Below are 13,744 nucleotides of genomic sequence, written 5' to 3' on the forward strand. Positions count from 1 at the left end.
CGCGCTTGTCCTATTCCCTCTTGGGCGGGATGCTTCTGGTGTTGTCGAGCATGCTTTACTTCTTCCAGCAGGTGCTGAACGGGCTGCATTCGGGTGCGCTCTATGCGTTGCTCGCCTTCGGCTATGTGCTGACCAACGGCATTCTGCACCGCACCAACCTCGCCTATGGGGCGCTGTTTGCCTTTTGCGGCCAGGCAATGATCCTGAGCGTCGCCTTCGGCTACCAGGTGCTGTGGCTGACGCTGCTTGCTTCGGTGCTGTTCGGCGTCCTCGCGGCGTTCCTCTATGCGGCGCTCATCAGCCATGTCCTGTCGCGCAGCGTCTTCGAGCCGTTGGCTGACCGCTCGCCCAACGCCATCGTGGTGACGACGCTCGGCATCCTGCTCGTCCTGTCGGAAGCAAGCCGCATCGCCGCCGACACGCATGATCTGTGGCTGCCGCCGATGCTGGCCGAGCCCATCGTTTTCGCCGAACGCTCAGGATTCAAGGCGACGCTGACGCTGATCCAGGTGCTCGACTGCGCCGTGGTCGTGGCGGCGGTCGCCCTCGCCACCTGGGTATTTGCCCGCTCAAGCTTCGGCCGGTGCTGGCGCGCCGTCTCCGACGACCCCAGGGCCGCCGCGCTGTGCGGCGTCGACGTGCGCGGCGTGTTCCGGCGTGCCGTGCTGTTCGGCGGCTTCTGCGCCGCGCTGGCCGGGGTCATGGCCAGCCTCTACTATGGCAATGTCAGCTTCGGTTCCGGCCTTGTCTACGGCCTGAAGATCCTGTTCGTGACGGCGGTCGGCGGTTATCTCTCGCCGCCGAAGGCGGCGCTGGGCGCAGCCGCTTTCGGCATGGCCGAATCACTGTGGGCCGGCTATTTTCCGGTCGAATGGCGAGATGCCTGGATGTATCTGTTCCTGGTTGCCATGCTGATCCTGATCGGCGCCGGCCGCGACACCGGCAAGGTCGTCTGATCCCGCCAGACTTTGGTTGCATGACGTTTCGTCAGGGCGCGGTTTTCCACCGTGCCGGGAGCGCCGATGGCCTGCATCCTTCGTCCCCGTGTTGACCAACCGGACCACGCACTGCATACGGTTGGGCCAGGCGGCGCGACGAAAAGGGCGATCGCGCGTCACCGCATCAGGGAGGAATGCATGGCAGGGCTTCTCGCTTTATCCAGAACGATCGATCGTATGAACGAGTTCATCGGCAAATCGGTATCCTGGCTGATCCTGCTGGCGATCCTGGTGAGTGCGGCCAACGCGGTCATCCGCAAGGTGTTCGACACCTCGTCCAACGCCTGGCTGGAGCTGCAATGGTACCTGTTCGGCGCCGCCTTCATGCTGGCCGCCGCCTACACGCTGAAACAGAACGAGCATATCCGCATCGACATCGTCTACGGCCTGTTTTCACGCCGCGTGCAGCACTGGATCGACCTCTTCGGCCATGTGTTTTTCCTGATGCCGTTCGTGACGCTGATGGTGTTCTATTTCGTGCCCTACGTGTCGCTGTCGTTTCACAGCGGCGAGATGTCGACCAACGCCGGCGGCCTGATCGTGTGGCCGGCCAAGGCGATCCTGCTGGTCGGCTTTTTCCTGCTCGCGCTGCAGGGCATTTCCGAGATCATCAAGAAGATCGCCATCATGCGCGGCGTCATTGAGGATCCCAACCCATTCATTTCCGTGCACGAACAGGCTGAACTCGAAGCCAAGGCGCTCGCCGAAGAGGTGCGTTCGTGATGGAGTTCATCGCCCAGAACATGGCGCCGATCATGTTCGCCTCGCTGATCCTGTTCATGCTGATCGGCTATCCCGTCGCCTTTTCGCTCGCCGCCAACGGCCTGATGTTCTTCTTCATCGGCGTGCTTCTGACGCCCTATTCGGGCGGCGCGATCAATCTCGCCTGGCCGCTGCTCTATGCGCTGCCGGACAATTTCTACGGCAGCCGGGTGATGTCGAACGACACGCTGCTGGCGATCCCGTTCTTCACCTTCATGGGCATCGTGCTCGAACGATCGGGCATGGCGGAAGACCTGCTCGACACGATCGGCCAGTTGTTCGGGCCCGTCCGCGGAGGCCTCGCCTACGCGGTGATCTTCGTCGGCGCACTGTTGGCCGCGACCACAGGCGTGGTGGCGGCGTCCGTCATCGCCATGGGACTGATCTCGCTGCCGATCATGCTGCGCTATGGTTATGACCGCCGGGTGGCATCCGGCGTCATCGCGGCGTCGGGCACGCTCGCCCAGATCATTCCGCCGTCGCTGGTGCTGATCGTTCTCGCCGACCAGCTCGGCCGCTCTGTCGGCGACATGTATGCCGGCGCCCTGATCCCCGGCCTGGTGCTGACCGGCCTATACACGCTCTACATCGTGATCATGTCGATCGTCCGGCCAAAGTCGATGCCTGCCCTGCCGCTTGAGGCGCGGACGCTCGGCCATGGCGTGGTGTCGTTGCTGATCGCGTTGATAGCGGCCATTGCGATCGCCTATGCGGCCTACCGTTACCTGGTGCCCGCTCATGGCGACAACGCCGATATTCTCGGCGCGACGGTCGGCGTCATCTTCATCTACATCGTCGCGATCCTCGACCGCAGCCTGAACATCAACATGATGTCGCGGCTGGCGCAGCAGGTCGTGATCGTGCTGATCCCGCCGCTGGCGCTGATCTTCCTGGTGCTGGGCACCATCTTTCTCGGCATCGCCACCCCAACCGAGGGCGGCGCGATGGGCGCGGTCGGTGCGCTGGCGATGGCGGCAATGAAGGGCCGGCTGTCGATGGACGTGATCAAGCAGGCGCTGGCCTCGACGACGCGGCTGTCGTCCTTCGTGCTGTTCATCCTGATAGGCGCGCGGGTGTTCTCGCTGACCTTCTACGGCGTCAACGGCCAGATCTGGGTCGAGCATCTCTTGACCTCGCTGCCGGGCGGCGAAGTCGGCTTCCTGATCGGCGTCAACATGCTCGTCTTCTTCCTCGCCTTCTTCCTCGATTTCTTCGAACTGGCCTTCATCATCGTGCCGCTGCTGGCGCCGGCGGCCGACAAGCTCGGCATCGACCTGATCTGGTTCGGCGTGCTCCTGGGCGTCAACATGCAGACCAGCTTCATGCATCCACCATTCGGCTTCGCGCTGTTCTACCTGCGCTCGGTCGCTGCCCGCGTGCCCTATCTCGATCGCCTGACCGGCAAGCAGATCGCGCCGGTGACAACGGGCCAGATCTATTGGGGCGCGGTGCCATTCGTCTGCATCCAGGTGATCATGATCGGCCTGACCATCGCCTTCCCGCAAATGGTGATGCGCTACAAGGGCACGGCCGTCGATTCCGGCACGATCGACTACACGGTGCCCGGGGTGCCCAGCCTGTCGCCGCTCGGCGCGCCGGACGGTGGCGGCGCGCCTGCCAATGGCGGCGCCGCACCGACGGCGCCCGGCACGCCCGATCTGTCGCAGCCCCCGAATTTCGGCGATGCGCCGCCGGCCAAGCCGGCTGCACCCGCGCCGGACCTGTCGCAACCGCCGAGCTTCAATTGATGGAAACGATGCCATGAAAGCCGTGCGGTTGGAGGCAGTGGGCAGCATCTCGTTGCGCGAGATCGCCAAACCGGTCCCGGGCCCGGACGACCTCCTGGTGCGGATCGAAGCCTGCGGTGTCTGCGGCACCGACCGGCATCTTTTCCACGGCGAGTTCCCCTGCAGGCCGCCAGTGACACCCGGGCACGAATTCTCCGGCATCGTCGAGGCAATCGGCACCGCCGTCTCCGGCTTTGCCGTCGGCGACCGCGTCACCGGCGACCCCAACATCGCCTGCGGGCGCTGCGGCCATTGCCATGCCGGCCGCGTCAATTTGTGCGGCAATCTCACCGCCATCGGCATCCACCGCGACGGCGGCTTTGCCGACTATGTGGTGATTCCGCAGAAACAGGCCTTTGTCCTTCCCGCCGATCTGAAGCCAACTCATGGTGCTTTCTGCGAGCCGCTCGGCTGCTGCCTGCACGGCGTCGACCTTGCCGAGATCAAGCCAGGCAGCTCGGTGGTCGTGCTCGGCGGCGGCGTCATCGGCCTGCTCACCGTGCAACTGGCGCGGCTGGCCGGGGCGACCACCATCATCCTGTCGACACGGCAAGCCTCGCGGCGCGCGCTTGCCAGCGAACTCGGTGCGACGGCGACGGTCGATCCCGCCGCCACCGATGTGATCGAGGCCATCGCCGGTCCGGCCGGACTAATGCCTGGTGGCGCCGACGTGGTGTTCGAATGCGCCGGTGTGCGCGAGACCGTCGAGCAGTCGATGCGGCTGGCAAGGGCGGGCGGCACCGTCGTTATCGTCGGCGTGACGCCGCAAGGCATGAAGGTGGAATTCGAGCCCTTCGACCTGTTGTTCCGCGAACTCAAGGTAGTGGGCTCATTCCTCAATCCCTACACGCATCGCCGCGCCGCCGAGCTTATCGCGTCGGGCGTGATCGAGATCGATCAGTTGATCTCCAGGCAAGTCACGCTCGAAGAGGCGCCAGGGGTGATCGCCAATCCGCCGGCTCCGGGTGAAGTGAAGGTGCTGGTGGTACCAGCTATGGGCTGAGGTTCAGGCTTCGCGGCATTTGGCGATTGCCGTCGCCGTCGAGCAAAGAAAAGCCCCGGGGAACAAAAATGCCCCGAGGCTTTCGAAAAGCAAAGTACGATCGCCTACAGCTTGCCGTTGCGCTGCTGGACCATCATGAAGGTGTCGTAATTGTATTCGGCCACCTGCGCCCAGAGATAGTGCTCCTTGCGGAAGCCCTTGATCGATTCCCAGATCTTCTTGAACGGCGCGTTCGAGGCTTCCATTTCGGCGTAGACCTCGTTGGCCTTCTCGAAGCAGGCGGCCATGATCTCCTGGCTGAATGGGCGCAGTTTGGCGCCGCCGGCCACCAGCCGCTTCACCGCCGGAGGGTTCACATAGTCGTATTTCTGCAGCATGTTGGCGTCCGCGGCCTGGGCGCACGTCCGCAGCAGCGACTTGTAGGTCGGCGAAAGCTCGTCGTATTTCGCCTTGTTGAACATCAGGTGGACGGTCGGGCCGCCTTCCCACCAGCCGGGATAGTAATAATAGGGCGCGACCTTGTAGAAGCCGAGCTTCTCGTCGTCATAGGGGCCGACCCATTCGGCGGCGTCGATGGTGCCTTTTTCCAGCGCCGGGTAGATGTCGCCGCCGGCGATCTGCTGCGGCACCACGCCGAGCTTCTGCACCACTTTGCCGGCAAAGCCGCCAATGCGCATCTTGAGGCCGGAGAGGTCGGCGACGGTGTTGATCTCCTTGCGGAACCAGCCGCCCATCTGCACGCCGGTGTTGCCGCCCGGCAGGCCGAACAGACCTTGCGTGGCGAGAAACTCATTGAACAGATCGATGCCGCCGCCATGGTAGTGCCATGCATTCATGCCGCGCGCGTTGAGCGAAAAGGGCACCGCCGCACCCAGCGCCCATGTCGGGTCCTTGCCCCAGTAATAATATGCCACCGTGTGGCAGGCCTCGACCGTGCCGGCCGTGGTGGCGTCGGCGGCCTGCAGGCCGGGAACAAGCTCGCCCGCGGCAAAGACCTGGATCTGGAAATTGCCGTCGGTGGCTTCCGACAGCATCTTGGAGAACACTTCGGCCCCGCCATAGATGGTGTCGAGCGACTTCGGGAAGGACGACGCCAATCGCCATGTCACCTTGGGGTTGGACTGGGCGATTGCCGGTGCGCCGAGCGTGGCCGCCGCCGCGGCTGCGCCGACGCCGGTGACGCCGGCCTTGCGGATAAATGAACGACGATCCATGCAGTTCCTCCCTTTTGGACCAACAAACCGACGTTCGGGAAATCCTCGGCTCCCGCATCGGTTCGCTCGAAACAATACACGGGCAAGGAGTCGAGTCCAGCACGCCGGCCGGATTTGATGGCGAAGCCATGCGACCCTGCAACTATAGTCTAACAGGCGGTTTCGTGGCCCATGCGACACGCTGAGACTTGGCTGGAAAAATGGCCGGGGATCGCTTATTTTAAAGGCAGGATATCCCTTGCCAGATGGAAGACAGACCCAAAATGCAGCAGCCGCTCGTCGCCATATCGACCGACGTCCGTCAGTTCGACAACTACACCTGGCATGCCGCCCCTCAACAATATCTGGAAGCAGCAATCGTAGGTGCCGGCGTTTTCCCACTGCTCGTGCCATCGTTCGGCGACCGGCTGGACTTCGACGAACTTCTGTCGTCGGTCGACGGCATCATGCTGACCGGCTCGAAATCCAACGTCGACCCCTCGCTCTATGGCGGCGATGCCAGCGAAGCGAACGGCCCCTATGACACCGCGCGCGACGCCACGACGCTGCCGCTGATCCGCAAGGCGATCGAGCGCGGCGTGCCGCTGCTCGCCATCTGCCGCGGCATCCAGGAATTGAACGTGGCGCTCGGCGGGACACTGGGCACCGAGATCCAGGAGCGCGAAGGGTCGCTGGACCACCGTGCGGCGGTGAGCGACAAACAGGATGAGCGCTTCGCCATTCACCAGACCATTTCGATCAAGACAGGCAGTTGCCTGGCCGGCGTGTTCGGCGCCGGCGACATCAAGGTCAATTCCTTGCATCGCCAGGCGATTGACCGGCTGGGATCGAAGCTCGAGATCGAGGCTGTCGCCACCGACGGCACGGTCGAAGCGGTTTCGGTCAAGGGTGCCCGCGCCTTCGCCGTCGGCGTCCAGTGGCATCCCGAATACTGGGTCAAGTCGGACAGCAATTCCGCCAAGATTTTTCGCGCTTTCGGCGATGCGGTGCGCCTGCATGCCGCCGCGAAAGCCGGCGCGCGGGCGGCGGCGGAGTAGTTAGTTTCCAGGTTTCAGGCCACCGTCTGACGCCAGCGACAGCAACGGCAGGGCCGGCGCGTAGGATTCGTAGCCATCGCCATCAGCCACGGCAAAGGTGACGATCGGATCGATGCCGTTGGCGCTGAAGGCAACGGTTCCGTCGTTTTGCTCGCGCCAGAATTTAGCCCGCTCGAGGCCCGGCAGGAGCCGTCGGCAATTCGGCGCCACCGTCAGCAGCGACAGGCCATCCGAGACCGAGGCGCCGCGCGTGACCGCGCATGCGCCCTCGTCGCCATTGGCAACCAGTCTGTAGGCATTGGAAGGCGTAGCCTCATTGGCAGCGCTTTCCCCGCTGCCGTCATGAAACAGCTGAACGCCGCCAAACAGCGCGGCTGCACCGATCAATGCGAAAAGCGTTTTCATCATTCCTCATCCAGCACACAGGATGAAGAATGATTTCAAAGGGTTAAGCGGACGTTAATAAGTGTGGCAGTGCCACCGCTCAAGGGCGAGCCTTCACATGCGCCGTCTCGGGCACTGGTGTCAGTGGCCTGCGGTCGCTGAACCACGACACCAGATTGTCGACGCACAGATCGGCCATGGCGCGGCGTGTATGCTCCGAGGCCGAGCCGACATGCGGCAACAGAGAGGCGTTTGGTAAGTCGAGCAACGCTTTGGGGACATTCGGCTCGTCGGCGAAGACATCGAGCCCGGCCGCGGCGATGGTGCCGTCGGCGAGAGCGGCCGCAAGGGCCGCCTCGTCGACGGTACTGCCGCGGCCGATGTTGACGAAGACGCCGTTCGCGCCGAGCGCCGACAGGATCGCGGCATTGACCGCTTTCTGTGTCGAAGCACCGCCGGGCGCCACCGAAATCAGCGTGTCGACTTCCTCGGCCAAGCCCTTCAGCGTGTCATGGTATTGGTAGGACAGGCCTTCGACCCGGCGCCGGTTGTGATAGGCGATCGGCAGGCCGAAGGCCTCCAGCCGCCGTGCAATGGCCTGTCCGATGCGGCCCATGCCGAAAATACCGACGCGGCGCGCGCGCAAGGTCAGCCGGCTCAGCGGATAGTTGCCCTTCTTCGCCCAGCTGCCGTCACGCAGCCAGGTTTCGGCACGCGGCAGATCGCGCACCGTGTTGATCAGCAGCCCGATCGCGGTGTCGGCGACCTCTTCGGTCAGCACGTCGGGCGTGTTGGTGACCATGATGTTCTTCGCCGCCGCATGGCCGACATCGACCGAATCGTAGCCGACGCCGAACGAGGCTATGAGTTCGAGCTTCGGCAACGCATCGATCATCGCCGCACTGATGCCGGCAAAGGATGCGATGCCACGCACCGCGCGGCGCATCTCCTCGGTGACCAGCGCGGGATCGGCGCGCTCGATGCCGACGCGGTTAAACGTCCGGTCGATACGCGCGACGGCGTGGTCGCTGAAATCGGCCGGCACCAGAATGGCAACGGCTTCCAATTGTTCGGCCTTGGTCATGCACGCTCCACCGGCTTGCCGGTAGACTGGCGCACGTGCAGTTCCGGCTTGATCAATTCCTGCGAGGGCCGCACCGTCTGCCCGTTGAGCTTGTCGAGCAGCGCGCTGGCGGCGCGGCGGCCAACCTCGCGCTGGCCGTTCCAGACGGTAGTCAGCGCCGGCGTGGCGATAGCCGCCTCTTCGAGATCATCATAGCCGGTGACGGAGATGTCGACGCCCGGCACAAGGCCGGCACGCGCAATGCCGTTCATCAGGCCGATGGCGACGAGGTCGTTCCAGCAGCAGGCCGCGGTAGGCCTGTCCTTCAGCGCCAGAAACTGCCCGGCGGCCTCGAAACCGGCCTGCTTGGTGCGCGGGCCTGATATGCGCCAGGATGGCCTGACTTCAAGCCCGGCTGCCTCCATGGCGTTGACATAGCCCTGATAGCGATCGCGGCCGGTCGAGGTCTGGTCGGTGCCGCCGATCATGGCGATGCGCTTGTGGCCAAGCGAGATCAGATGGTTGGTGGCGAGGCCCGTGCCATAGGCATCGTCGCCGCGAAACACCGGTACGTCGGCACCCTCGACGGTGCGCGCGATCAGCACCGCCGGCAGCCCATTCTCCTCGGCCATGACGATATCGGACGCCGGCGTGCCGATAGCCGGCGACATGATGACGCCATCGGCGCCGAGCTGCAGCAATGTATCGATGAAGGTGCGCTGCTTTTCGAGCTGATCGTAGTGATTGGACAGGATGAAGGTCTGCCGGCTGCGGTCGAGCTCACTCTCGATCGAGCGCAGAATCTCGGCGAAGAACGGGTTCATGATGTCGTGGACGACGACACCGACAATGCCCGAGCGCGAGGTGCGCAGGCTGGCGGCGCGGCGGTTGTAGATGTAGCCGATGGTGCGCGCATGTTCCTTGATGCGGTCGCGCGTCGAGCCGGCAACCAGCGGGCTGTCGCGCAGTGCCAAGGATACGGTGGCCGTGGACACGCCGAGCGCATCCGCGATCGTCGACAGCTTGATCTTCTGTGCCAGCCTTTCGCTCCCCGTCTTTTTTTAAACTGTTTAAGGGCGGCCTTATGCCATCGATCCGGGCCAAATCAAAGTTTTTTTGCCAGCGCCTCGGCCTCGACATCCGAGGCCGCACGGCTGCGCAGCCTGAGCCGATGTTCGCGATGGACGATGTAGAGGCCGCTGGCGACGATGATGGCGGCGCCGACCAGCGTCCAGCGGTCGGGGAACTGCTTGAAGACAAGCCAGCCCGAAATGATCATCCACACCATTTGCGAATAGGGATACGGCGCGAGCGCTGTGGTCGTCGCCAGCCGATAGGCCTGGACCAGCAACCAGTGGCCGACACCGCCGAACACGCCAAGCATGAGCAGCACGGACCAGTGCCAGCCATCATGCGGCAGGGAAAATGAAAACGGCAGCAAGGGCAGCAGCAGGACCGTCGGCGCCAACGCCGAGAACAGGATCAGGCTCTCCGGAGTCTCGGTCGCCGACATGCGGCGCGTCATGATGACATAGAAGCAGTTCGACAGCATCGAGCCGAGCGCGAAGAGATGTCCGATGCCGAAAACGCCGACACCGGGCCGCGTGATGATCAGGACCCCGGCGAAAGCGGCCAGGATAGCCAGCCAGCGCCGCCATCCGGCCCATTCGCCGAGCAGCGGCCCGGCAAGGGCGGTGATCACCATCGGCCCGAAGAAATAGATCGAGGTCGTCTCGGCCAGTTGCAGGGAGCGCAGCGCCAGGACATTGAACATGGTCGAGCCGAACAGGAACGCGCCGCGCATCACATGCGCCGGCAGGTTGACCGGCCGAAATCGCCTCGGTTCGCGCCAGCCACGCAGCAGCGCTCCAACCAGCACGACATGCACGGCAAAGCGCACCCAGGCGACGATCAGGACGGAGACGCCGGCCAGGACGAGATATTTGCTGCTGGTGTCGAGGAAGGTGAAGAAGACATAGGTGGTCAGCATGCACAGGATCGCCACCGGCGGCGTCGCGCTTTCGACATGTCTTTGGGAAGGATTCACGTGCAGGCCGGGGAAAAGCTGGGCTGGAACCCCACCTTTGCGGGAATTGCGGCTTGCCGGCAAGCCAATTGTCGCCCGCAGCCGCGCCTAAGCTCGCTGGTACAACAACAGTCGGCGTCAGGCTTAGCCTTCGGGCGCTACGCGTGCATGCGGGCGCCCTTGGTTATCTTGTCGACCACCTTCTTCTCGGCACGCAGCGCTATGCCGACCACCTTGGCATCTTCGGGCGCGAACTCGGCAAAGACGGCGCGGTTGGCGGCATCGAAGCCGGTCGAGAACATCTCCTCGACATAGAGCGAGGTGGTGACGCCGCGTTCCAGCGCACGCCGATGGATCGCACTCATCGTTGCCTGGTCGGCCGAGAGCACGATGACCGGCTGGATCGACAGGGGATTGTAGAGATTGCCGGTGCGGTCGCGATAGGGCTCGCCGATGATGTCGGGGAATTGCGCGACAATGCCGCTGGTCAGGAAGGCGGTGACGTTGAGTTTCTGCCAGACGGCCAGGTCTTGCCGCAGTACGATTGCAAATTTCGTATCGAACATGGGAAAGTGAGCCATTTCAAGGTTAGGCCCCGTGTAGCGAGGCTGAAGGAGACGATGTCGTTCGATCTAGACCGTCAGGCCTTCGAGGGTCTTGGACGTTTGTGCGCCGATGCCGCTGAAAACTGCATCTTCTCCGCTCGCGACCCCGCGGGGATGGAGCGCATCGAGGCGCGGTTTCACGGCAGCGCCTTCGATCCGCATCGCCACGACACCTACGCGATCGGGGTGACGCTGCGCGGCGTGCAGACCTTCCGCTATCGCGGCGCGGCACGGCTGAGCCTGCCCGGCCAGGTCATCGTGCTGCATCCGGACGAGTTGCACGATGGCGGCGCCGGCACGGAAGAAGGCCTGCGCTACAGGATGCTCTATCTTGAGCCGTCACTGATGCTCGACTGTCTCGGCGGCACGGCGCTGCCCTTCGTCAGGGACGGCGTGGTGACGGACGAGGCCTTCTGCGCGACCCTGCTGTCGGCGCTCGGGCCGTTGGAGCAGGAACTCGACGAGCTGTTCGTCGACGACTTCCTGGCGCGACTGATGCAAAGTCTGAACCGGCATGCCGGCAAGCCGGCAAAGCCAATAGCCGGGACGGCGTGGCGGGCGGCGACACTGGCGGGTGAGTATCTCACGGAAAACCTCGACCGGCCCGTGCGTTCGGGTGAGTTGGAAGCCGTCACGGGTCTCGACCGCTATGCCCTGTCGAGACATTTCCGCGCGGCCTTCTCGACCAGCCCGCATCGTTTCCTGGTAATGCGCCGGCTTCAGCGCGCGCGCAGGATGATCGCCGCCGGCGTGCCCTTGGTACAGATCGCGATCGAGGCCCGCTTCAGCGACCAGAGCCACTTCAACAGGCAATTCAAGAAAGCGTTCGGCATGACGCCGGGCCGTTGGTCGTCCTTGATCCACGGAAATACCGCGGCCGCCTGACGGCCGGAGAGATCAGTCATCCGACTCGGCGTCGTCGTCGATCAGCACCAGTTCCTCGTTGGAGAGGTTGGCCTCGATGCGGGCGAGCAGCTTGAACAGCGCCTTCTGGTCCTTCTTGTCGAGGCCCTTAAGCGCCTGCTTTTCGGTCTTCTTCACCGACTTCTCAATGGCGCGGATGGTTTCACGGCCGGTATCGGTGAGGAAGATATGGGCTTGGCGGGCATCGGAGTCGGACGCGCGTTTCTCCAGAAAACCCTGTGCCTGCAGCCGGTTGATGGTCTTGGTGATGGTCGGCGGACGCACGCCGAGGCGACCGGCGAGATTGCCCGGCGTCTGGCCGTCCTCACGGTCCAGCGCCAGCATGATCTGGTCCTGGCCGGCGTAAAAGCCATGCGCCAGGAGCCGTGCCGCCAGCGCGGTCCTTGCCAGCCTTGCCGCTGAATGCAGCCGGCTCATCGTTGCAGTCTTGTCCGCCTTGGCCATGGTCATCCCTCTTCGGCCGTACCGGTGCGCACAGCATAGACGCAGCCGGCCGGTTGGCAATCGACGATCGAAAAAGATTCCGGCATCCGAAACAGCTTTGCCGGCAAGCATTTGCGGTGTCCGCCGTGGTGATGCCAGATGTTTATTTCAGTTAGATGACAAACGAGTTTCGGGTGAAGGGAATTCGGAGCGACCGCTGCGTGAATGCGATCCGACGACCGGACAGCCCTGGCAAGAGGCCCGTTGATCATTCCGCCGCCGGGGACGGCGGCCGCTTCCGCGGCCATGATGCCGGGACAATCCCGGTCGGCAGCTTTGGCCCATGGTTTGCCCCGTGCAAAAGCCCGGCGCACATCCTATATGGAACCGACAATCCCTTTTCGCGGCCTGAATTTCAGGGCCTAGTCATTTCGAGGCAAGCCATGAGCGAAGCGCAGACACAGATTCCCGTAACCGTCCTCACCGGCTATCTCGGCGCCGGCAAGACGACGCTGCTCAACCGCATCCTGTCGGAAAACCACGGCAGGCGCTACGCCGTCATCGTCAACGAATTCGGCGAGATCGGCATCGACAACGACCTGATCGTGGAATCAGACGAGGAGATCTACGAGATGAATAATGGCTGCGTCTGCTGCACGGTGCGCGGCGACCTGATCCGTGTCGTCGAGGGCCTGATGCGGCGGCCCGGCCGCTTCGACGCCATCGTCGTCGAGACCACGGGTCTCGCCGATCCTGTGCCGGTGGCGCAGACCTTCTTCATGGACGACGACGTGCGCTCCAAGACCAAGCTCGATGCCGTGGTGGCCCTGGTCGACGCCAAGCACCTGCCGCTCAGGCTCAAGGATTCCAAGGAAGCCGAGGACCAGATCGCCTTCGCCGACGTCGTCGTGCTCAACAAGACCGACCTCGTCACCCCGGAAGAACTTGCCATGGTCGAGGCGACGATCCGCGCCATCAACCCTGCCGCCAAAATTCACCGCACGACGCGCGCCGGCGTCGCCCTGTCGGAAGTGCTCGACCGCGGCGCCTTCGACCTGTCCAGGGCGCTGGAGAACGATCCGCATTTCCTCGAAGCGCATGATGAACATGATCACCATGACCACGATCATGATCATCACGACCATGATCATCATCACCACGATGGGCACGACCACCACCATCACGCTCATCCGTCCGACATCCATGATGTGACGGTGCAGTCGGTGTCGCTGCGCGGCGGCGAGATGGACCCGAAGAAATTCTTCCCATGGATCGAGAAGGTCACCCAGATGGAAGGCCCTAACATCCTGCGGCTGAAAGGCATCATCGCGCTCAAGGGCGATGACGAGCGCTATGTCATCCAAGGCGTGCACATGATCATCGAGGGCGACCACCAGCGCGCCTGGAAGGACGGCGAAAAGCACGAAAGCCGGCTGGTGTTCATCGGACGCGAACTCGACGCTGAACGGCTGAAGAAGAGCTTTGACGCCTGCCAGGCCTAGGTTCAGCCACACGATT

Annotated in this window: 15 protein-coding genes; 7 read left to right on the forward strand and 8 right to left on the reverse strand. The window is 63.6% G+C overall.

Annotated elements, in window-relative coordinates:
* Nucleotides 1–50: 50 nt before the first annotated feature.
* The 4 genes from FJ943_RS17815 (at nucleotide 51) to FJ943_RS17830 (ending at nucleotide 4,550) form a co-directional block, all read left to right on the forward strand.
* The gene (locus FJ943_RS17815; protein ID WP_140723491.1) at nucleotides 51–956 is read left to right on the forward strand and encodes a branched-chain amino acid ABC transporter permease; all 906 of its coding nucleotides are present in this window, start codon (nucleotides 51–53) and stop codon (nucleotides 954–956) included.
* Nucleotides 957–1,136: 180 nt separating this feature from the next.
* Complete coding sequence (locus FJ943_RS17820) at nucleotides 1,137–1,721, forward strand: TRAP transporter small permease subunit (protein WP_015314287.1); 585 nt, start codon at nucleotides 1,137–1,139, stop codon at nucleotides 1,719–1,721.
* Nucleotides 1,721–3,508, forward strand: coding sequence for a TRAP transporter large permease subunit (locus FJ943_RS17825; RefSeq protein ID WP_140723494.1), 1,788 nt, complete (start codon nucleotides 1,721–1,723; stop codon nucleotides 3,506–3,508). The genes FJ943_RS17820 and FJ943_RS17825 overlap by 1 nt, the downstream gene beginning before the upstream one ends.
* A gap of 13 nt (nucleotides 3,509–3,521) precedes the next feature.
* Nucleotides 3,522–4,550 (forward strand): zinc-dependent alcohol dehydrogenase family protein, encoded by a 1,029-nt coding sequence (locus FJ943_RS17830; protein ID WP_140723388.1) that lies wholly within the window; start codon nucleotides 3,522–3,524, stop codon nucleotides 4,548–4,550.
* 104 nt (nucleotides 4,551–4,654) lie between these two features.
* On the opposite strand, the gene FJ943_RS17835 is transcribed toward FJ943_RS17830, so the two are convergent.
* Nucleotides 4,655–5,764 (reverse strand): TRAP transporter substrate-binding protein, encoded by a 1,110-nt coding sequence (locus FJ943_RS17835; protein ID WP_140723391.1) that lies wholly within the window; start codon nucleotides 5,762–5,764, stop codon nucleotides 4,655–4,657.
* Between the two features lie 245 nt (nucleotides 5,765–6,009).
* Here FJ943_RS17835 and FJ943_RS17840 point away from each other — a divergent pair, with 245 nt between their 5' ends.
* Nucleotides 6,010–6,801, forward strand: a complete 792-nt coding sequence (locus tag FJ943_RS17840) for a gamma-glutamyl-gamma-aminobutyrate hydrolase family protein (RefSeq protein ID WP_246671897.1) — start codon at nucleotides 6,010–6,012, stop codon at nucleotides 6,799–6,801.
* Here FJ943_RS17840 and FJ943_RS17845 read toward each other — a convergent pair whose 3' ends face one another.
* The 5 genes from FJ943_RS17845 to FJ943_RS17865 all read right to left on the reverse strand — a co-directional run bounded on the left by FJ943_RS17845 (nucleotide 6,802) and on the right by FJ943_RS17865 (nucleotide 10,840).
* Nucleotides 6,802–7,206, reverse strand: coding sequence for a hypothetical protein (locus FJ943_RS17845; RefSeq protein WP_181174574.1), 405 nt, complete (start codon nucleotides 7,204–7,206; stop codon nucleotides 6,802–6,804). It lies immediately after the preceding gene.
* Nucleotides 7,207–7,285: 79 nt separating this feature from the next.
* Complete coding sequence (locus tag FJ943_RS17850) at nucleotides 7,286–8,269, reverse strand: 2-hydroxyacid dehydrogenase (protein WP_140723397.1); 984 nt, start codon at nucleotides 8,267–8,269, stop codon at nucleotides 7,286–7,288.
* The gene (locus FJ943_RS17855) at nucleotides 8,266–9,288 is read right to left on the reverse strand and encodes a LacI family DNA-binding transcriptional regulator (protein ID WP_140723400.1); all 1,023 of its coding nucleotides are present in this window, start codon (nucleotides 9,286–9,288) and stop codon (nucleotides 8,266–8,268) included. The genes FJ943_RS17850 and FJ943_RS17855 overlap by 4 nt, the downstream gene beginning before the upstream one ends.
* 65 nt (nucleotides 9,289–9,353) lie before the next feature.
* On the reverse strand, nucleotides 9,354–10,238 hold the full coding sequence (locus FJ943_RS17860; RefSeq protein ID WP_041163585.1) for a DMT family transporter: 885 nt from the start codon (nucleotides 10,236–10,238) through the stop codon (nucleotides 9,354–9,356).
* A gap of 194 nt (nucleotides 10,239–10,432) precedes the next feature.
* The gene (locus FJ943_RS17865) at nucleotides 10,433–10,840 is read right to left on the reverse strand and encodes a DUF2000 family protein (RefSeq protein WP_140714351.1); all 408 of its coding nucleotides are present in this window, start codon (nucleotides 10,838–10,840) and stop codon (nucleotides 10,433–10,435) included.
* Nucleotides 10,841–10,894: 54 nt separating this feature from the next.
* On the opposite strand from FJ943_RS17865, the gene FJ943_RS17870 reads away from it, so the two are divergent.
* Entirely contained in the window at nucleotides 10,895–11,764 is an 870-nt protein-coding gene (locus tag FJ943_RS17870; RefSeq protein WP_140723402.1) for an AraC family transcriptional regulator, read from the forward strand.
* A 12-nt stretch (nucleotides 11,765–11,776) separates the two neighbouring features.
* Here FJ943_RS17870 and FJ943_RS17875 read toward each other — a convergent pair whose 3' ends face one another.
* Nucleotides 11,777–12,247 carry a MarR family transcriptional regulator gene (locus FJ943_RS17875; protein ID WP_015314298.1) on the reverse strand — a complete coding sequence of 157 codons (471 nt, stop codon included), beginning with the start codon at nucleotides 12,245–12,247 and terminating at the stop codon, nucleotides 11,777–11,779.
* A 2-nt stretch (nucleotides 12,248–12,249) separates the two neighbouring features.
* Nucleotides 12,250–12,534: a hypothetical protein gene (locus FJ943_RS17880; RefSeq protein ID WP_140714357.1), complete on the reverse strand. Its 285-nt coding sequence runs from the start codon at nucleotides 12,532–12,534 to the stop codon at nucleotides 12,250–12,252.
* Between the two features lie 135 nt (nucleotides 12,535–12,669).
* Between FJ943_RS17880 and FJ943_RS17885 the strand changes: the two genes are divergently transcribed.
* On the forward strand, nucleotides 12,670–13,728 hold the full coding sequence (locus FJ943_RS17885; RefSeq protein ID WP_140723405.1) for a GTP-binding protein: 1,059 nt from the start codon (nucleotides 12,670–12,672) through the stop codon (nucleotides 13,726–13,728).
* The last annotated feature ends 16 nt before the right edge of the window (nucleotides 13,729–13,744 follow it).

The organism is Mesorhizobium sp. B2-3-10, assembly GCF_006442275.1.
Lineage (GTDB): Bacteria > Pseudomonadota > Alphaproteobacteria > Rhizobiales > Rhizobiaceae > Mesorhizobium > Mesorhizobium australicum.